Source organism: Armatimonadota bacterium, from assembly GCA_017993055.1.
Classification (GTDB): domain Bacteria; phylum Armatimonadota; class UBA5829; order DTJY01; family DTJY01; genus JAGONM01.
On the sequence record JAGONM010000004.1, the window covers coordinates 119,529 to 139,144 of the forward strand.

The following is a 19,616-nucleotide window of genomic DNA, read 5'->3' on the forward strand; positions in this document are numbered from 1 at the left end:
TACGGCGGAAAGGGTTTTATGCCATGGGAGGGATCTAGCGTAGGCGACGGCAAGGAAGAAGCGAGGGGCTGCATCGCCCCGCATCTTATGCCAAGTCTTCTCGTACTCACAATCTGATCGCTAAGCTCGCATGATTCGTGCCCAGACGCCTGCGGCGAGTATCGGTTGCGCAGGGGCGAGCTTTGCCGGATTGTCACCGCCGGAAGCAGCCGGTATTATTACCAGTTTTTGCAGATACCAGTTGACAATGTCCGGACCCGCACTTATACTGGGAAAGTAACTACTCCGGCTTCAGAACTTGCCGGGATTTCCACTTCCCCGGCTTCTGAGGCGTTTGGCGTTGGCATCTGTCTGCAATCCGGATCTGGAGCGACGGAGATGATACGTCCGTACGTGTTGAGTCGAAACCTACTCTGGATGCATATTGTTTCTCTGCAAAACCCCGACATTGCGCGTTTCTCGACGCACGCGTGTCGGGGTCTTGCGTTATAGTCCTTGGCATGAGAGGAATGGGGTGATGCATATCTGACCAATCTAACTCGATCCCGTACCCGGCGTTCACAGCCGGGACGACATAAGGAAGGAGGATTTGGAAAGTGATAAGGAAGCGATTTCTGTTTGTCGTGCTCGGACTCTGTTTGGCGATATGTTCGGCAGGGTCCGCGGTTCAGGCAGACCCCTATGATGCGGTCGAGAGCGTGGTGACCGACAGCGGCGTGTTCCCGGAAGGGACTTCGGTTGTGGATATCACGATTGTCGGCGGCAGCATCATCGTGGAACTGAGCCTGGAGGCGATCCCTCCGGATTTCTGCGATACGATGTCGGATAGCATGGTCAAGGCCATTGTGGATGCTGTGTCGCCCTTCAAGGAACTGACGGACATCGAGGTGCAGGTCGGCGGTCAGCCTCTGTGGGCCTATCTCACGAGATCGGAGCAGACCTATGAGGGTGACGTGCCCTCGGTTAGCCCCGTCGTCCGCAGACTTGCCATGGGCGCGCAGAACCCGCTGTCCGAGCCTAGCGTGGCCCCCATCTCCACTGAGTTGGCCGGGAAACTGGTCGTCCTTCATCCCAGCCACGGCTCATACGTGTACGGTACGCCCCCGTCGGTCTGGTATAGGGCCATGCGGACGTTCTGTGGGCCGAACCCGGTGACGAACTCGCCATACGCCCCGTACTCCTATCAGCCCAGTGACTACTACTACTGGACGAAGGGGCTCGGGTGGCCGATGTACTACGAGGACGATATGTCCCCGGAGACCATCAGGTTCCTCTATGCCTACTGTCAGTCTGGAGGCGCCGCAACCTACTGCTCCAGAAACCTTGACAAGAACGCCGGCGATTTCCCTGCCACGACCTATGGCTATCCGGCGCCAACGTTCCCGCTGCCGAAGTGGCAGACTGCCACCAAGTATGCCCTGCAGGATCGGGGCGGCATACCTTCCACGGTCTGGAACACCACGGATGTGACCGGAGAGAGCAACATAGACCTCCGGGCGAGGGCCTATTACACCAACTGGCTGATGCAGACCCTGGGCTACAGCTATACCAACACCGTCTCGTTCAGCCTGCATAGCAACGCGGCCACAACAGGGACGCCCATACAGTCTCAGGCACGCGGTACTGAGACTTACTGGTACGCTACCCAGTATCCGACCGAACAGGCCCAGTCCCAGGCCTTCTGCACGGCGGTGGAGAACGGCGTCATCAGCGCCATTCGCACGCAGTATGACGGCTACTGGGCCGAGCCCATCTACGACAGCGCAAACTCAACGATAACTCCGCCCGAGTGGACCGTCGCGTACGGCACCTATCGCGGCTACGTGCAGGACGGCGGGACTAACTATCGCTGGCAGGATCGCGGCGTGAAGACAACCAACTTCGGTGAAATCCGGGAGTGCAAGTGCCCGGCCCAGTTGATGGAGCTTCTCTTCCACGACGACTGGAAGTTCTACCCCGATCAGGCATTCCACCAGGACCCGATCTTCCGCTCCACCGTGGCTTGGGGTATGTACACCGGAATCTGCAACTTCTTCGGTGTGACTCCTAAGGCGAGGCTGGCCGCGACCGTCGAGTCGGTGAGTTTCCCGGCGGTAGTGCAGCCCGGTGAGACCTTCACGGGCACGGTCACTATGCGAAACCTCGGTCAGGCATGGTGCTGGGGAATGAAGCAGGTCGGTACCGTCTACGGGCCCTACAACGTGTGGGTGCTGAAGGGGACCAACGCAGACCAGTTTGGAGGCGCCGGCGTCAAGGTTCAGCTCGCGAACGACGGCTACTACTATCCGGGTGACACCGCGACCTTCACTGTGAGTCTCACTGCGCCGGCGACCGGCGGCTACTACAACACGAGTTGGAGAATGCGCAAGGACGACGGGAAGGGCGGAGACTTCGGCAGCACGGCCACCGCCGTGATCGGCGTCGATGCCCCGTGGTTCACGGCCACCCAGAACGCGGCCAACGTGAAGACCGGCAGTTCCGCGGCGACCGCCCCTGTTACGCTTCGCGGCGACGTGCTCATCACCGTGATGCCGAGCCCCGCGATCGGCTTCGGGGCGAACGACCCGGTTCAGATCTCCGTGGACGGCGTGGCGACCGGCGCCGTGACGGAGTCTGGCGGCAACTACGTCTGCACGGCAACGGTAGATGGTGCGACCGCCAACGGTGCGCATCAGATCACCGTAACCGTTACTGAGGCCGATGACTCTGTGACCGTTCTGAACGACTGGATCTATGTCAACAAGAACGAGATCAACGGCACGGTCACTCTGCCCGGCTTCGTAGGAGCTTCCAGAGACGTTGCGTTCTCGATTGACGGCGCAGCGCCGATCACCAGGTCCCTGTCGTTCGCCGGCGGCGTTGCTGGCTACAAGCTGGTGAACCTGCCCGACACGGTGAGCACATTGAGCGCCAAGACCGCGTGGACGCTCAGGCAGAACAAAGCCGCTTCGCTGGTTGATGCGGTGGACTTTGTTCTCGCAGGTGGCGACATCGACGGCGGCAACTCTGTCAACATAGCGGACTACAACCTCCTCAAGTCTAGTTGGTTCCAGGCGGCTCCCGCGGCCGACATCAGTGGCGATGGGGTAGTCAACGGTGCGGACTACAACATCATGAAGGCCAACTGGTTCACCGCGGGCGATCCTCAGTAGAATCGGCTTGAGAATAGAAAAGGCAACCGTCGGGGCCTCGGTGCATTCCGCATGACTCGGGGTCCCGGACGGTGCCGAAGAACAGCGAATCCGGTCTATTGAACCGGAAGGAAAGGAGAGAAGGATGAGAAGACCAATTGTCTTCGCGGCGATCATAGCCGTCTTGGCGCTCATGGTCTCTGTTGCCCAGGCTGCCGACGCGACGTGGAACTTCAGCACGTGGGCGAATCCGGCATCGCCTGAGGTGTACCAGAACTTCTACGGCGTGCCTTCGGCTGTGATCAACGTGGACCCCCTATGGGGTACCGGTTGGTATGACACCATGCCCGCCGTGTACGGGAGCGCCCAGGGCTGGTGGGATATCGCCACGGGCTCCATCGTTCTGAGCATTCCCGATATGGACAACGCCCCTCCGGAATCGTGGAAGGAGCTTGTCGTGAAGATCACCTATTGGGATGATATCAGCAAGGCTCCGACGATCCAGGCATCGCCGCAGTTTACGGTGCTTGGCAAGACGACGGTGCTGGCCGAAGCTGGCCCCGTGGGCGGCGGCTGGTATACCGATACCTGGGTGCTGAATGTCGCGCCGATCCCGAGCATGGCGGTGATCACGATCCTCGGCGACGCGGACTGGGGATCGCAGATTGACAGGATAAACGTCATCCCCGAGCCGAGCGGCGTTCTGGCGCTCTTCAGCGGCATGGCCGGCCTCACGGGTCTGATTCTCCGCCGAAGACGCGCATAGTCTACATGCGAGACCGCGTGCCACACGGGCCCGGCGCCATCGGCGCCGGGCCCGTTCTCTTGTATTCCGACCCGCTCTTGACCTCGCTTGGCTCATTGTGTATGCTGGTTGCGCGATTGACCGCCCATTTCGGACCAGGGGGACCTATGGCAGAAGATAAGCGCACTCGGCTGCTCGAGTTGAGATCGGAAGACCGGAAACTGAAGGAATACGGGCTTGAGGAGACGCCGTCTCCCGGTGCCTATACGCACCGGGATCGCTATCGGCGCACAATGCACTTCCAGAGCGTGGACCGCATCCCGAACCATGAGTTCGGCTACTGGGACGACACTCTCGTGCGGTGGCACGACGAGGGCCTGCCCGCCGAGATTGACTCCAACTGGGCGGCCGATGTGTTTTTCGGCTTCGACCCAACCGGGGGCGTGCCGGTTCACATGGGCATCAACCCCGGCTACCAGCACGAGGTGTTGGAGGAGACCGACCGCTACAAGATCATTCGGGGCGGCGACGGGGCCAAGTGCATGGTCTACACGGATGGTTCGTCAACTATCCCGCACTACATCGAGTTTCCGCTCAAGGATCGGCAGACTTGGGAGGAGGACTTCAAGCACCGCATCAACCCGGACGATCCCGCGCGGTACGGCGTGGACTGGGACGCCGTCCGGAAGAACCTCGTGGGGCGAGATTACCCGGCGGGCATCGGCTTCGGTTCGCTGTTCGGCTGGATACGCAACTGGATGGGATTTGAGGGCGTGTCTCTCACGTGCTACGACGATCCCGATCTGATCGTCGAGGTCATGGAACAAGTCACAGTTATGATCGAGAAGATCCTCAACTACTCACTCGAACAGTACTCCGATCTGGACTTCGCTTCCGGCTGGGAGGACATGTGTTTCAACCACGGCCCGATCATCTCGCCGAAGATGTTCAAGGAATGGATGGTCCCGCGCTACAAGCGGATCACCGACATACTTCACAAGCACGGGATTGACGTGGTGATCACCGACTGCGACGGAAATATCAATGAGCTGGTCGGCCTCTGGATCGAGGGCGGCGTCAACTGCATGTTCCCGCTGGAGATCAACTCCGGCACGATTCCCGCCGAGCTGAGGGCGAAGTACGGGCAGCAGGTTCTACTCGCGGGCGGCGTGGACAAGATTCAGTTGGCGCGGGGCAGAGGCGAGATCGAGCAGGAGATCGAGAGGCTGCGCCCGACTGTGGAGTCAGGGGGGTTCATACCCCACGTTGACCATCGAGTGCCTCCGGATGTTTCCTATGAGAACTACCTCTACTACCTGAGAGTGAAGAGGCAGGCCTTCTGTTCGTAGTCTTCTATCACAGGTGTTATCGTGAAACTCGCCGGGTTCAATGGTCGCTATGGTCTGATGGCCGTCGTGGTCCTGGTGGCCGCAGTCGCCGGGTGGCTGGCGAGCCTGTGGGTTTCCGCGCGTCTGGACGCAGGCGCTGACGAGCGCCGCAGGATGGCCGAGGTAGACGAGTATGAGGGCCTCGGCGAGCGGTCGGGGATCAAGAATGACCTTGTGCTGGACGTCCGGCCGGCGGCCCAGAGCGTTGCGTCGGGCGCCCCGATCGGGCTGACGGTCCTTCTGACCAATCGCGGCAGCCGGAGCATCATGCTCAGTTCATGGGTGGAGCCGTATCCCGCCATCCTCGCTAGCAATCAGCTTCCCTTGAAGGTTGATATCAAGCGCGGTGGCGAGCGTACCACCTACCACGGGGACGCGGCCGTCATGCCGTTGCATCGAAAAGGCGACTTCCTGAGCGTCCGACCCGGTGAAACGAAGTCATTCGCCGTCGAGATCAACAAGCCCGGCGCTCGCGGGAGGTGGGATATGTCCGCGCCCGGCACCTATGAGATCGCACTGTGGTACGAGACGTATCTCTCGGGCAAGTACGCCGGAGTTCGCGCCTGGACCGGCATGACCAACCCGGTCGTCGTCACTGCTACGGTATTCGGGATCAGGGAGAACGCCCAGTGAACGAAGCGCAAGTCATCTGGCGGGTGAACATCGCGGAAGCCCTGGATCTATTCGAGACCGGATTCGACGATCTGTGCGCCGATCCGGAAGGCAGGGTGTATGTAGGCGACGGGGTCAATGCCTCGGTGCATCGCATCGCCCCGCAGGGCGAGATCGAGCGCACATTCGACGTGATCAACCCGGCGCCGATTCAGGGTCAGGAGTCCGGCCTCAGTCTGCTGGTAACCGCGGATTCTTCCTTCTCTGTCGCCGATCCCGGAAACGGGCGTGTGGTGAGGTACGATCCCATGGGCCGGGAGACAGGCGAGTTTGCCGCGCCCGGCCTGCTTGCTTTCTGCGGCGGTCCAGATGATACGGTCTACGTTCTCTCATCGAGCGGCGATGAAGAGAAGCTCGACTGCTATGACGCGATCGGCTGCCCGCTGGATACCCTGTGTGCTCCAAAACGGCACCGCTCGCACCTTGCGCCCGAACTCGTGAGTGTAGACGTGGATACCGTTGGGAGCGCCTACGTGAGCTATGGAATGCCTCCATACCGAGTCTGGCGCATATCGCGAACCGCAGAGGTTGCTGAGGTCGGCGATAGGTGCGCCGGGACTTCGCTGGACACTTGGCAGAGGGATTTCGACCATCCCGAGGACGCCGTGCTGATATCGGACATCTGCTTTGATCCCGCCAGCTCTATCCTGTGGGTGCTGCTCGCATTTCGGCAGTCTGGACGTCAGGCTCTAGACGCCTTCAGCCCGCAGGGTGACTTCCTCGGGTCGGTCGGCCTGCCCCGCATCGAGAATCTCTTCAGCGGCGTATGCGCGTCGGGCGACGGAGGACTGTATGTCCTCGATGGAGCGGCAGGCAACCTCGTGCGCATCGATCCGCCGGTGGGGCTGCTCCAGGCAGACGTGCAAAAGGCCGGCAATCCCTGATCGCCGGCCCGGTACTCCGCATCTGCGGGAGAGACTATTCGCCCAGTTCTTCGGTAGCTGCTTCCTCGACCTCGGAGACCTCAGACCCGCTGCAGTTCCAGTTGTCGCAGTCCAGGCGGGAGCAGTAGAACATCTTCTTCGTTGACCCGTCCGTGAACAGCACCTCGGCAATATGTGCGCTGCTGCACCTCAAGCACATGATCGGGTCCACCACATTTATGATTCGAAGCTGTGTATTCTCTCTACTCATGCCTGTACCTGTTTCACCTTTGATTCAGCGAGTCTGGCCGTGACGGAGCGGACGTCGGATGCCGGCTCGGATATCCTGCGAATCCTGGAGAGCGCCTGTCCCTCCGACGTGCAGAATCGAAACAGCTTCTCCACCGAGTTTCGATGCACGATGCCTGCTATCTGCTGGGCGTCTGCAATGAGATCCAGGTTGCCGTAGTGCGACTGTACGAGCGATGCTACCTTCTTGAGCGATTCCAGGTTTCTGAGGCTCTGTGCGGCGGCCTTCTTGAGATTGATCATGACGTTGTAGTGGCCCGCGCTGACCAGTCTCTCGATCATCTCCTCGAGTCGTTCGAGTGTGTGCTTGTTTATCTCGCCGGTGAGATCCAGCACTGGGACACCTGCGTAGTTTCTAAGTGTGATGCTGAACTCCGAGTTAGCCATCCCCATACCTCATCGAAGATGATCGCGATGCCGTGCTCGTGCCCGCACGAGGCAACTAGTGACTACATTATCGGTGAGATTGCTGGGGAAGTTTAGAGGACACTCCGCGTACCAACGGAGAACGAATGGGCCGGGTTGCAGACGGCATTTGGGCCAGGAGTTGCACTCCTGGCCCGGAACGCGTGAGACGATTGCGGGATTGCGGGCCTATCGGTCAGGCCGCATGGTACTGACCGCCGATGATAACGTGCGTCGGGCGGCACTTGGCGATATCCGATGGATCGGAACCGAAGATATCCGTGTCGAGCACTACGATGTCCGCGAGCTTCCCCGCCTCCAGCGAGCCGCGCAGACCCTCCTCGAAGCCCGCGTATGCGCCGCCGAGGGCATACAGTCTGATCGTCTCCTCCACCGTCAGGCACTCCGACTGGCTGTATGCGTCTCGCGTCACCGCGCGGTAGATCAGTTGGAAGGCGTCCAGCCGCTCCACCGGGCAGTCCGAGCCGAGCGAAGTCGGTATTCCCGCCTCGACGAGCGTTCGGAACGGGTAGGTCCACCGGTAGCGCTCCGGACCCACGCGGTTGATCGTCCAGAAGTCCGTCAGCACGAACTGCGGCTGAACTGCGGCAAGAATGTGCAGGCTCGCCATCCGCGCGACGAGGTCTTCGGCCAGTATCGAGGCGTGCTCGATGCGGTGGCGGCGCACGCGGTTGTCTTCTCCGGTTTCCCTCAGAACGGTCTCGTATGCGTTGATCACGGTCTCGATCGCAAGGTCGCCGATAGCGTGTGTCGCCGCCTGCCATCCGGCGTTGTGGACCTTGCGGACCATCTCGGTCATCTCGTCCTGCGCGTGCATGAGGAGGCCGCTGGTCTCGGGCCGGTCTGTGAAAGGCTCGCGCATGCCGGCAGTCCATGCCCCCATCGAGCCGTCCTGGAACATCTTCACCGAGCCGATGCGAAGCCGGTCGTCGCCGTCGCCGGTCCTGAGTCCCTCCGCCGACAACTGCGGGAACAGGCTGTACGGCACCTGCACATAGAAGCGAATGGGGAGCCTGTTCTCGGCGTGCAGTCCCTGCAGGATCGTAAGATCCTCGGCGCCGGATATCAGACAGTGGACTTCCGTGATGCCGCTCGCGCGAGCCTTCTCGGCCGCGAAGAGGATCGCCTCCGTACGTTGAGCGGTGGTCAGGCACGGCGCGTGTTCGAAGACGTAGTCCTGATCGTCCTCGGTGAGCAGGCCGGTCTCGCGCCCTTCGGCGGGCAGCTTGCCCTCCTCCGCCATCGCGATCGCCCGGCTGTTGCAGACGACGGCATGTCCGCAGAGGCGCACGACCACCACCGGCTTGTCCGGACTGACCGCGTCCAACTCCGTGCGCGTCGGGAACCGCTTCTCTGCGAAGATTTCATGGTCAAAACCGCGGCCGATGATCCACTGCGGCGAGCGTTCTCTGTCGAACTTGCGGAGACGGTCCTGCACGTCACCGATCGAGGTGCACCCGCCGAGATCCGCGCGGAACAGCTCGTCCACTCCGTACATCGGCAGGTGGATGTGCGAATCGGTGAGGCCGGGGATCGCAGTACTGCCCGTCAGGTCCATGACCTCTGTTCCGGGGCCGCGCAGCGCCTCGACCTCGCCTAGGCTTCCCGTAGCAAGAATCCGGTCGCCCGCGATAGCGACCGCCGATGCCCAGGGATTCACTGGGTCGAGGGTGAAGATTCGCCCGTTCTGAAGGATCAGGTCCGCTGTGTCGCTCACTCTATGACCCGCCTTCCGTCCGCCGTGGGAGTGATCTTGCCCCGCGACTTGATATAGGATATCACCGCGTCGCTGCACATGGTATCCATCACCTTCGTATCGGCGACGTCGGTGAAGTACAGGCTCACGAGCCAGTCAATCGTCGCGACTTTGTATATCGCGCTGTCGTCAACCGGCTCTCCGCCGATGCTCGCCTCGACCATTCTCTCGCCCACGACCCTGTATCGCATTCCGGACACACCCGGCCTGAAGCGCAGAAGCCCCTCCTTGAGCCTCTGCCCGGTGATCTCCATCACGACAAGCTTGTTCTTGAACGGAAGCACGGTCGCGATGTCCCAGCCCCGCACCGGGCCTGACTGGAGATCTGCCCGGATGCCTCCGATGCCGTAAATTCCGACCTCCGACTGCGCGGCCTCACGGATCGCGTCGCACACGAGGTTGAGGATCGTGCTCTCTCTGGACCGGTCGTCGTAGAACGTCGCAGTAGCCTCCCCCAGCACCTCGCCGTAGTAGGCCTTCATCGGCCGGTAGTAGCGGTTCACGACGGCGGCCGTCGCGGGATCGTCCGAGATTGCCGAAGTGATAGGGATCAGTTGTCCCTTGCAGCCCATGAGTGTGAACGGTCCGCCGTCTCGACGGAGTCGTAGGTCGAGCCGTCCGAGTTCCGCCCCCTTCTCGTAGGCCTGTACGATCACCGTCCCGCCGATCCAGAAGGCGTGCCGTTCATCGGTCTGGCGAATCAGCTTGGGCTTCGTGATTCGTGCGTGGGAATGCCCTCCGACGATTACGTCTATCCCCGGCGCCTCTTTCGCGAGCATCTCGTCCTCGCTGGACCCCAGGTGGCTCAGCACGATCACTATGTCGGCCTGCTTCTTGAGTGCGGGCACCAACTCTCTCGCGACCTGATAGGGATCCAGGAAGTCGAGTCCCTCCTTCGCCGCCTTGTACTCGGGCGACATGACGGTCAGCCCCATTACGGCGATCTTCGCGCCGTCGATATCGTAGATGAGGTATGGCGGCAGGAGCAGCTTGCCGGTCTTTCTGTCGAGCAGGTTTGCGCAGACAATCGGGAATGTGGCGGTCCCGATGTTCCTCCTGAACTGATCGAGTGTCTGCCCGAACTCATGGTTGCCGAGAGTCATGATGTCATATCCGGCGGCCGACATCGCAGCGAAGCTCGCCTCGCCGAGATACTCGATCGAGAACGGAGTGCCGTCCGAGATATCGCCCGCGTCCATCAGAAGCGCATTCCCGTGCATCTCGAGCCTGATCTCGCGGGCGAGGGTGGCCCTTCGCGCGATGCCGCCGATGTCCTTGGTCTCGGATCTCAAGGCGTAGGCCGAACTCGAGGTGGGCGGGTCGGGGTAGCTGAACGGAAACAGGTGGTCGTGCGTGTCGTTCGTGTGCAGTATTGTGATCTCCCGGTATTCCGGTGCCGACGCCGCCGGTGCGACAACTGCGATGATCGAGACTGCAAGAATTGCCCAGCGACGCAGGGAAATCATTTATTGTACACCTCTTTCGGGTCGAAAAGCTGCTCGGCGATCATCTCCAGGCCGTCATCACCGAACTGCCGATAGTAGCAGCTCTCGTAGCCGTTGTGGCACGTCGGCCCGACCGGCTCGGCCTTGATGAGCAGCGAGTCGGCGTAGCAGTTGGCATAGACGCCCCTCACAAGAAGGAAGTTGCCCGACTCCTCGCCCTTCAGCCAGAACTTGTTGCGCGTGCGGCTCCAGAAGCAGACCCTTCCCTCATCGAGGGTTCGCTGCAGCGAATCGCGGTTCATGAATCCAAGCATGAGTACCTGTCCGCTGTTCGCATCCTGTATGACCGCGGGGATCAGACCGTCGGTATCGAATCTTATCTCATCGGGAATCCGCATGCTTGCTCCTCCGGAGTCCAAAGGCCCATGGAACCTTTGCCCTACAGCACCGGCCGCATCGGGATACCCCGATCGGTCAGGTACTCTTTGATCTCCCTGATGCTGTACTCGCCGTAGTGTACGATCGAGGCGATCAGCGCCGCCTCGGCCCCGCCCTCCGCCAGCGCCTCATACATGTGCTCCGGAGTACCCGCGCCGCCCGATGCGATAACGGGGATGTTCACGCTCTCGGCGATCGCCCGCGTCAGCTCGATGTCATAGCCGTCCTTCGTCCCGTCGGCGTCCATGCTTGTGAGCAGGATCTCGCCCGAGCCGAGCCGCTCGACCTTCGCCGCCCATTCGCGCGCATCAATGCCGGTGGGAGTCCGGCCGCCGTGGGTGTACACTTCCCACCTCTGAGCTTCGACGCGCTTCGCATCGATCGCGACGACCACGCACTGCGCTCCGAACTTGTCTGCCGCCTCCGAGATGATCGCCGGGTTCTCAACGGCGGAGGTGTTGATCGAAATCTTGTCCGCGCCGGCTTTGAGCATCCTGCGGAAATCATCCACCGTGCGGATTCCTCCGCCGACTGTGAACGGGATGAAGACCTGCTCAGCCACTCGCGCGGCGACCTCGAGCATCACGTCGCGCTCCTCGTGGCTGGCAGTGATGTCGAGGAAGACGATCTCGTCCGCGCCCTCCCGGTCATAGAGGCGGGCAAGCTCCACGGGGTCGCCCGCATCCCGCAGGTTCACGAACTTCGTCCCCTTGACGACGCGCCCTTCCTTGACATCAAAACACGGGATTATGCGCTTGGCGAGCATCGAGTACCCCTGAGATCTTTTGCTGCCGGGATTATAGCACGCTCAGGGCCGAGATGCCAACGCTCGCTCGCCGTTTTGGGGTATAATCCAGTGGCCATGAGCATCTATGCACTCTCCGACCTGCACCTCTCGTTCGCGAAACACAAGCCGATGGACATCTTCGGCCCGGCCTGGGAAGGCCACGAGGAGAGAATCCGGTCGAACTGGGAGCAGACCGTCGCCCCGGAAGACCTCGTGCTGATGCCCGGCGATCTATCTTGGGCGATGCGTCTACCCGAGGCCCGGCCGGACCTCGCATTCGTGGACGCCCTTCCAGGTCGGAAGGTTGTGATCCGGGGCAACCACGACTACTGGTGGCACAGGAAGGCGACTTCCCGTATCCAGCGGGAAGTAGGGGGCACGATGACCTTCATCCAGGGCGCCTCGGTCGTCGTAGGGCCGGTAGGCATCACGGGGACGCGCGGCTGGCGGAGCGACTGGGACTGTCGAGGGGCGCGATCCGAATGCCCGGACGAGGATCAGGCCGCGAGAATCTTTCAGCGAGAACTGCAGTACCTGGAGAACGGCCTGCTCTCGATTCCCGATTCGGTGAGCGTCCGCATCGCGATGCTCCACTTCCCTCCGTTCGATGAGAAGCTCCGACCGAATGAGTTCGCGGAGGTGCTCTCTCGCCATTCGGTGGATATACTCGTGTACGGCCACGTGCATCTCGGCATCGGCGGCTGGCTCGAGGGCCCCGTTGGCGGCGTCAACTACCGGTTGGTGTCCGCCGATGTCGTCGGATTCGCCCCGCAGTTGGTTCTTGATCGGCGTTGACCGTGCCCGCCGTCTGTGTTATCATTTCATGCGTCTCAGAGGTTCTCTCCGAAGATGGACAGCCGACACAAGGAATTCGATCGCATCCTATATCGCCTAGAAAACGATCTGGCCGGGGTGAAACTGCTTGCTCTCGGCCAGACGGTGTTTTGGGATGAGCCGATGAAGGCCGTCCTCCGCCACGTCCTCGACGAGCGCCTCCCCGAAACCACAATGCTGATCGGCATCCACGATGCCGACTACTTCTCCAAGATTCCGGCGAACCTCCATCTTTCGAAAGACTGGGAGATCCTCTCGCACAACGATGGCTCGACCAGAGACCTCTGGGTCGCCACGGGCGAGATATCTCGTCTCTTCGGCAGCGAGACGATTCCTTCGAGGGAGCTGCTGGTCGAGCATGGGGTGCAAATCGACAAGATCGGCAAGGATTTCCCCGGCGGCCGTTCGGCGTTCGTGGACACCGTCACCGAGGCCTGGGGATGGCGCGGCTTGGTCCATGTGGATTCCGGCGTGGAGGTTTCGTGCTGTGTGGCGCTCAAGGACGCGCTTCCGCACCTGATGGAACTGCTCGCCTGGGGATTCCGCGAGAGCCTCGATTCGCTGTCGGACTCCGATTCGCGGCGGGTTTCGGGAGTCATTGACGACCTACTCGCCGAAGTTCGGGGTTACGCTGAGAGCCGCCCCGATGCTTCCGTCGCGGATTTGTTTCGCGATCTGCTTCCGAGGTTCTACGAGCGTCTACTTGGTTATAAACCGAGGAATCTCGAGTTGACGACCTCGCTCGACTTGTTCCGTTTCAACCGCTCCACGGCGCACCTGTCCAGGTTTGAGCCCGTTGCCGCGTTCCTCGATCCCGCGACCCGCGAAGTCTGCCAGTCGGCCTACGACGAGGCGGTCGCCGATTCGGACATCTTCACACTCGACAGGTTCTGTGAAGGCGCGATCCCGTTCGATCTGGTGATCCCGGGCCGGGGCAGGGGAACGATCTGCCTGCGGGAAGGCGAGGTGGTCATTGACGCGAATGAGCCGATCCGAATGCCGTGCTCAGCCTGCCCTACTGATCTCGAAGGTCTGGCGGCGATGGTCGAGGACCACCTCGGAACGGATGCCGCCCTGATCGGCAAGGCCGTAACGCTTGTACTGATGATCGCAGGGGAGTTCGTCTTCGTCCTAAATCGTGAGGGGTCGTCCTATATCCCGCGATGCCGACATATGGTCGGCCTGATGCGCGAGCGCGGGGTCAACTTGTCCTTCCATCCGATCCTGCGAATCGGCTACAACACCTGGGATTCGCTCAAGGCGTCTGACGTCACCTTCAATCTGCCGGGCCACCTGGCGGCGGCATTCGGTCAGGGCAAGATCACGGCCGCAGAGTTCTCGGACTCTTGGCGGTCGGTGGTGGGCTTCCAGGAGGCGCTTCTGGAGGAGATCGGGGAGCTGTCCACGACCGAGGAACTCGTCGAGTATCTTTCAAGGCACAGGGGCGAGTCGTCGTGTGTCCGGTGCGAGGAATACCGCCAAGCGTCGGCGTTCATCCGCGATCTTTCGGAGCGCACCGGGCCGATGAAGGAGGAGTCCGTCAGGCTCAAAGATCTGAGCCATCAACTCAAGCAGGAAGTCCAGCGGCTGGAGATCGAAAAGGGTGAGCATTTCCGCGCCGCGATCAAGCCTCTACGCGACGAGTTGTGGCGGATTGGGCAGGAGGGTGTTTCCGAAGCGGATGCTCGTTCGCTCGAGGGCAGGATTGCCGTCCACGAGGCGGAACGGGCCGAGATCGAGAGCCGCATATCCGATGCGCGCGCCCGGGCTCTCGATGCTCAGAACCGGAGCCACGAGTTAAAGAAGGCGGTGCAGGACCTGGAGAAGAGCCCCGAGGCGGTGGCCGCGCGCGAGGCGTTGAAAGCGATCGAGCGAGAAGCCGAGCTGGCGCGGGCGTGGCTGGTCAGGGACGCGATCCTGACGAGCAGGGGCCTGACCTACACCGGCCACCGCCCGGCGGCATGGTGGTTCATGCTCGTTGACCCGCACCTCAAGTGGTTCCGGCGTGTAGTCGAAACCGCCGATTTCGAGTTCGAGGATTTGGATACCTGATCGCATGCAAATCGCTTTCACCAAAGTCGAGGCGATCGGAAACCATTTCGTGCTGGTGAACGCCGTTTCCATGCCGGAGGCGGACTGGTCGCTGATTGCGCTCAGCATGTGCGAGCACTCGTTCGGGGTCGGTGCGGACGGTCTGCTGGTGATCTCCGCGTCGAACTCGGCGGACTTCAGGTTTCGCATGTGGAATCCCGACGGCTCCGAGGATGTCTGTGGCAACGGCATGCGCTGCGGGGCCGTCTATGCATACGAGTGCGGGCTGGCGCGAGGTCCGTTCGTAACTATGGACGCGAAGTCCGGGATCGTGTGCGCTGAGATTCAGATCGGCGAGGGCGGCAAGCCCTCGGCGCGGGTGAACATGGGTGTGCCGAGCATAGAATCGGCCGATATCCCTGTCGCGGTATTGTCCGCGCAATCGCTGGACGTGCCCGTGCGGGTTGACGGCAGGGAATACACCGCAAGCTGTATCCAGGTTGGGACCCCGCACGCTGTTATTTTCGCCGATATCGAGGTTTTCTGGGACGAGATTCCAGCGGACAGCCCACTCATCGAGAAGCATCCGCTCTTTCCGGATCGGGTCAACGTGACCTGGTGCCACGTCGAATCCCCCGGGTCGCTGGTGATTCGCACGTGGGAACGGGGCGTCGGCCCGACGCTCGGATGCGGATCCGGGGCATGCGCGGCGCTGGCGGCGGCGAACCTGCACGGGACAGCCGGCGAATCGGCCTCGGTGCGCTCCCCCGGTGGGACACTTTTGGTGGATTGGCCCGGACGGGCTGATATCTTCGCGTCCGGCCCGACGCGAACCGTTTTTGAAGGAACGTGGAGTTCCTGATCGCTGACAGCTGAGAACTGACGACCATGAACGAGCCATACGACCCGGTGGCTGCATACTACGACCTGCTGATCTCATGGAAGGCCCGCCTGAGGCGCGAGCGACCGCTCTTTGCCCGCGTGTTCAAGGAACACAAGGTCCGGAGGATACTCGACACCGCATGCGGGACCGGACGGCACGCATTCGCGTTCCAGGACTGGGGCTATCACGTCATCGCCGCGGATTCCAGCCCGGAGATGGTCGCGAAAGCCAGGAAGAATGCCGGCGACCGTCCGATTGCGTTTGTCGAGGCCGGGTTCACCGAGTTGGCCAAGTCGGACGGCATGTTCGACGCAGTCACCTGCCTCGGCAACTCGCTGCCTCACGTGCTCTCGGATGAGGAACTCGACGCGTCGCTCAGGTCAATGTACGATGTTCTTGTTCCGGGCGGTGCGGTCATCATCCAGAACAACAACTACGACATGATCGTCGGCAGAGCGCAGCGCTTCATGCCTATCGCGGCGCGGCGGTCGGATGGCAAGGAGTATCTCTTCCAGCGGTTCTTCGATTTCCACGGCGACACGCTCACGTTCAATCTCGTGACAATGGTCAAGGAGCGCGGCGATTGGGCGATGCACGTACACCCGATCCCCCAGCGCGCCCTCACCAGTGGCCTGCTCGCGTCCAAGCTCGAGGCCGCCGGGTTCGAGAACGTCCGGTTCTACGGAGGATACCCGGCCAAGCCGTTCGTGTCGCTGGAGTCGGACGTCATGGTCGCCGTCGCCCGGAGACCGCACACGCTCTTCAGCGCCCCGCGTCCCGAGCCCGTCCGAGCGATTGACGCTGTGCCGATTCGTGAGAACGGTGAACCCCTTGTGAGCCTGGAGGAAGCTGCGCCGGAGATCGAGCTGCGCGAGAAACCGGCCTGGGGTCGGAAGACCGTCGTTGAGATGCTGCTGAGGGCAAACGCCATGCTTCCCTCCGGGCATCACCTGAAGGTGAACACTCTGCTCCGGACGCTCGATAGACAGCGTGAGGTTTACGCGAGGATCACCTCTGAAATCCAGGAGAAGCATCCTGAGTGGCCCAAGAGCCGCCTCCGCAGGGAGATCAACAAGTTCCTCGCGCCTCCGGATGCGAAGCACCCCCCGGGGCACACGACCGGGGGCGCCGTGGATGTGACCATTGTCGGACCTGAAGGTTGCGAGCTCGATATGGTCTCATCGCTTGACGGGGAGGAGAAGCCTTTCCTGGCCACCATGCCCCTCTACAGCAGGAAGGCGACGCCGCACGCAGCACGGAACCGCCAGATGCTCGCCGACGTCATGGCATCTGCGGGGTTCAGCAGCTATCCCGGCGAGTGGTGGCACTATTCCTACGGCGACAGCGCGTGGGCAGTTAGAACGGGTGCTCCGTGTGCGCTTTACGGAGCGGCCGAGATCAGCGCATGAGCGGTCTCATGTGTCCGACGGGCCGCATGGATCCATAAGTATTGCCAAGGAGGAAGTATATGTCGAACACAAGCAGACGCGACCGAGTGATGGCCGCGACTCAGTGCATGCGGGCCGACCGCGTTCCCGTGAGTTTCTGGTATCATTTCCCGCTGGAGTTCCCTTCGGGAAAGCCGCTCGCCGAAGCCGAGATTGAGTTCTTCCGCAAGTACGATGTGGATTTCCTCAAGGTGATGCACGATCTCCCACTGGACCTGCCGGAGGACATGGCGGAGATCGGAGATCCCGCCGACTGGGCGAAAATCCGGCCGCTGGACCCACGGAAGGGCAACTTCGCGCATCAGTTGGAGGCCCTCAAGATAATGCGCCGCGAACTCGGTGACGACGTTATCATCATTGACACGGTCTTCAACCCGCATCACGCCGCCGGGAAGATGTGCGGCAAGAGGTTCATGGAGCACTACCGAAAACAGCCCGAAGCGGTCATCCGGGCGCTGCGCACGATCACTGTCTCGCTGATTGACTACGCCCAGGCTTGGGTCGAGGAGGGCGGCGACGGCATCTACTACGCACTCGACGGTGCGCAGACGACCTGCATGAGCGAGGAGGAGTACGGCAACATCTTCAAGCCGCTGGACTACATGATACTCGAGGCCGCGATGGGAGTGGGAGCCTTCAACTTCCTGCACATCCACGGCACCGACATAATGTTCGACCTGCTGCACGACCTCCCGAACAACGTGCTCGGATGGAGCAACCGACTGACCGCCCCGACTCTCGGCGAGGCGCGGCGAATCCACCAGGGTTGCATCGCGGGAGGCATAGACGAGGAGAACATCAAGGACATGACTCCTGCCGATGTTCTACGCCAGGGCCGGTCCTCGATCGAAGACGCGGGGGCCGACGGTTTCATCCTGACCTCGGGCTGCGCCGTCCCGACCGATACGCCGGAGGAGATTCTTATGGCGATCCGGCAGTCGGTCAATGCCTGACAGTCGCCGAGGGTATGCAGACTCGCACCGGGATATTGCCTTACCCTTCGCCAAGTGCTATCATCATCGGTAGGTCGCGCAGTGCGCAGGTTGATCGAAAGGGATATTGTGATAAAGAGATTTGCCCCGATAATACTTGTGATAGTCTTGCTGGGCGTAGGAGTAGCCTACAACACTATCATGAGACCCGCGGAGCACGCCGGTCACAACCACGCCGAGGGTGAAGCGTGCCCGCCCGAGACTCAACCCGCTGGCGGACAGGTTGAGAGCGACGCCGCGCTGGTTGTACAGGAGATGACGACGGCGCTAAAGGACGCCAACGTGGTGACGACCCCGTCCGGCCTCAGGTATGCTGACGTCAAGGTCGGAAGCGGACCTTCGCCGAAGAAGGGCCAGGTCGTCTCCGTCCACTACACGGGCTGGCTTACGGACGGCACCGAGTTCGACAGTTCGTTGAACAGCGGAGACGAGTTCAGGTTCGAGCTGGGCATGGGCAAAGTCATTCCCGGATGGGATGAGGGTATCGCGACCATGAAGGTGGGCGGCAAGAGAAGGCTGTTCATACCACCCGATCTCGGCTACGGACAGGATGGCTATCCCCCAATGATCCCGAGCCAGGCGACTCTCTGGTTCGAGGTCGAGTTGTTGGGCATCGAGTAGCAGGAATCGTGCCGGTCGGCAGGAAGTGGGCACGGCCGGCCTGGAGGGCAATGCAAAGATGAAGCTTACAGTCGCGCTGATCAGTTCCTTGATCGCTGCGCTTGCACTGATCGGATGTGGAAGCAGTGGGCCGGCTCTGTACGACACCGTGACGACGGCTTCCGGCCTGAAGTATCGGGACGTGTTCGTCGGGGCCGGTCGCACCCCTTTCACCGATGACGACGTGACTATTCACTACGAAGGCAGGCTGGAGAACGGAGTCCTTTTCGCGAATACCCGCGGCGGTGATCCGTACAAGTTTACGTTTGGCAAAGGCGGTGTCATTGCCGGCCTGGAGGAGGGACTGCGGACGATGCGCGTTGGCGGAACGCGCAGGCTGATCATCCCGCCGCATCTCGGATACGGCGACGAGGGCAACTCCCAGTACGGAATCCCCGCGAACGCGACGCTCATCTATGATGTCGAGCTCGTGGACGTGGCGACGATGAACTGGGTGACGACCCCTTCCGGCCTGATGTATGCGGACGTCAACGTCGCCTACGGGCCGACGCCCGAGCCGGGCCAGAGATGCTTCGTGCACTACACGGGATGGCTGCAGGACGGCACGCAGTTCGACACCTCGCGCGACAACTACCTCTCCGAGCCCTTCTCCTTCATCCTGGGTCAGGGGCAAGTGATCGCCGGATGGGACGAGGGCGTGGCAACGATGACGGTGGGGAGTACGCGGCGACTCGTCATTCCCCCCGGACTTGCATACGGAGCGTCCGGCAGTCCCCCGAACATCCCCCCGAACGCGACGCTGACATTCGAGGTGGAACTGCTCGACATCGAGAATCCCTTCTGATGC

18 protein-coding genes are annotated in these 19,616 nt (G+C 61.6%); 12 read left to right on the forward strand and 6 right to left on the reverse strand.

What is annotated here, in order from left to right; translation table 11 throughout:
* The first annotated feature begins 596 nt into the window (after window positions 1–596).
* From KBC96_03065 to KBC96_03085, 5 genes are all read left to right on the forward strand, one after another.
* A complete protein-coding gene (locus KBC96_03065) occupies window positions 597–3,152 on the forward strand; it encodes an N-acetylmuramoyl-L-alanine amidase (protein ID MBP6963367.1) in 2,556 nt (851 codons plus the stop codon).
* Window positions 3,153–3,276: 124 nt separating this feature from the next.
* Window positions 3,277–3,897, forward strand: a complete 621-nt coding sequence (locus KBC96_03070) for a PEP-CTERM sorting domain-containing protein (protein ID MBP6963368.1) — start codon at window positions 3,277–3,279, stop codon at window positions 3,895–3,897.
* 146 nt (window positions 3,898–4,043) lie between these two features.
* On the forward strand, window positions 4,044–5,225 hold the full coding sequence (locus KBC96_03075; protein ID MBP6963369.1) for a hypothetical protein: 1,182 nt from the start codon (window positions 4,044–4,046) through the stop codon (window positions 5,223–5,225).
* Between the two features lie 21 nt (window positions 5,226–5,246).
* A complete protein-coding gene (locus KBC96_03080; protein MBP6963370.1) occupies window positions 5,247–5,897 on the forward strand; it encodes a hypothetical protein in 651 nt (216 codons plus the stop codon).
* Complete coding sequence (locus KBC96_03085; GenBank protein MBP6963371.1) at window positions 5,894–6,820, forward strand: hypothetical protein; 927 nt, start codon at window positions 5,894–5,896, stop codon at window positions 6,818–6,820. The genes KBC96_03080 and KBC96_03085 overlap by 4 nt, the downstream gene beginning before the upstream one ends.
* A gap of 34 nt (window positions 6,821–6,854) precedes the next feature.
* Here KBC96_03085 and KBC96_03090 read toward each other — a convergent pair whose 3' ends face one another.
* The 6 genes from KBC96_03090 to hisF form a co-directional block, all read right to left on the reverse strand.
* Window positions 6,855–7,070, reverse strand: a complete 216-nt coding sequence (locus KBC96_03090) for a hypothetical protein (GenBank protein ID MBP6963372.1) — start codon at window positions 7,068–7,070, stop codon at window positions 6,855–6,857.
* Window positions 7,067–7,495 carry a hypothetical protein gene (locus tag KBC96_03095; protein MBP6963373.1) on the reverse strand — a complete coding sequence of 143 codons (429 nt, stop codon included), beginning with the start codon at window positions 7,493–7,495 and terminating at the stop codon, window positions 7,067–7,069. Before KBC96_03095 ends, KBC96_03090 begins: the two co-directional genes overlap by 4 nt.
* Window positions 7,496–7,709: 214 nt before the next feature.
* Window positions 7,710–9,251, reverse strand: a complete 1,542-nt coding sequence (locus KBC96_03100; protein MBP6963374.1) for an amidohydrolase — start codon at window positions 9,249–9,251, stop codon at window positions 7,710–7,712.
* Window positions 9,248–10,756 (reverse strand): bifunctional metallophosphatase/5'-nucleotidase, encoded by a 1,509-nt coding sequence (locus KBC96_03105; protein ID MBP6963375.1) that lies wholly within the window; start codon window positions 10,754–10,756, stop codon window positions 9,248–9,250. Before KBC96_03105 ends, KBC96_03100 begins: the two co-directional genes overlap by 4 nt.
* Window positions 10,753–11,133: a phosphoribosyl-AMP cyclohydrolase gene (gene hisI / locus KBC96_03110; protein ID MBP6963376.1), complete on the reverse strand. Its 381-nt coding sequence runs from the start codon at window positions 11,131–11,133 to the stop codon at window positions 10,753–10,755. The genes KBC96_03105 and hisI overlap by 4 nt, the downstream gene beginning before the upstream one ends.
* A gap of 41 nt (window positions 11,134–11,174) precedes the next feature.
* Window positions 11,175–11,939 (reverse strand): imidazole glycerol phosphate synthase subunit HisF, encoded by a 765-nt coding sequence (hisF, locus tag KBC96_03115; protein MBP6963377.1) that lies wholly within the window; start codon window positions 11,937–11,939, stop codon window positions 11,175–11,177.
* 96 nt (window positions 11,940–12,035) lie between these two features.
* On the opposite strand from hisF, the gene KBC96_03120 reads away from it, so the two are divergent.
* From KBC96_03120 to KBC96_03150, 7 genes are all read left to right on the forward strand, one after another.
* Entirely contained in the window at window positions 12,036–12,755 is a 720-nt protein-coding gene (locus tag KBC96_03120; protein ID MBP6963378.1) for a metallophosphoesterase, read from the forward strand.
* Window positions 12,756–12,809: 54 nt separating this feature from the next.
* Complete coding sequence (locus KBC96_03125; protein ID MBP6963379.1) at window positions 12,810–14,846, forward strand: hypothetical protein; 2,037 nt, start codon at window positions 12,810–12,812, stop codon at window positions 14,844–14,846.
* Window positions 14,847–14,850: 4 nt separating this feature from the next.
* Window positions 14,851–15,687, forward strand: coding sequence for a diaminopimelate epimerase (locus KBC96_03130; protein ID MBP6963380.1), 837 nt, complete (start codon window positions 14,851–14,853; stop codon window positions 15,685–15,687).
* A gap of 26 nt (window positions 15,688–15,713) precedes the next feature.
* Complete coding sequence (locus KBC96_03135; GenBank protein MBP6963381.1) at window positions 15,714–17,117, forward strand: methyltransferase domain-containing protein; 1,404 nt, start codon at window positions 15,714–15,716, stop codon at window positions 17,115–17,117.
* A gap of 59 nt (window positions 17,118–17,176) precedes the next feature.
* Entirely contained in the window at window positions 17,177–18,109 is a 933-nt protein-coding gene (locus tag KBC96_03140; protein ID MBP6963382.1) for a hypothetical protein, read from the forward strand.
* Between the two features lie 180 nt (window positions 18,110–18,289).
* The gene (locus KBC96_03145; GenBank protein ID MBP6963383.1) at window positions 18,290–18,769 is read left to right on the forward strand and encodes an FKBP-type peptidyl-prolyl cis-trans isomerase; all 480 of its coding nucleotides are present in this window, start codon (window positions 18,290–18,292) and stop codon (window positions 18,767–18,769) included.
* A gap of 58 nt (window positions 18,770–18,827) precedes the next feature.
* On the forward strand, window positions 18,828–19,613 hold the full coding sequence (locus KBC96_03150) for an FKBP-type peptidyl-prolyl cis-trans isomerase (GenBank protein MBP6963384.1): 786 nt from the start codon (window positions 18,828–18,830) through the stop codon (window positions 19,611–19,613).
* Window positions 19,614–19,616: the final 3 nt, after the last annotated feature.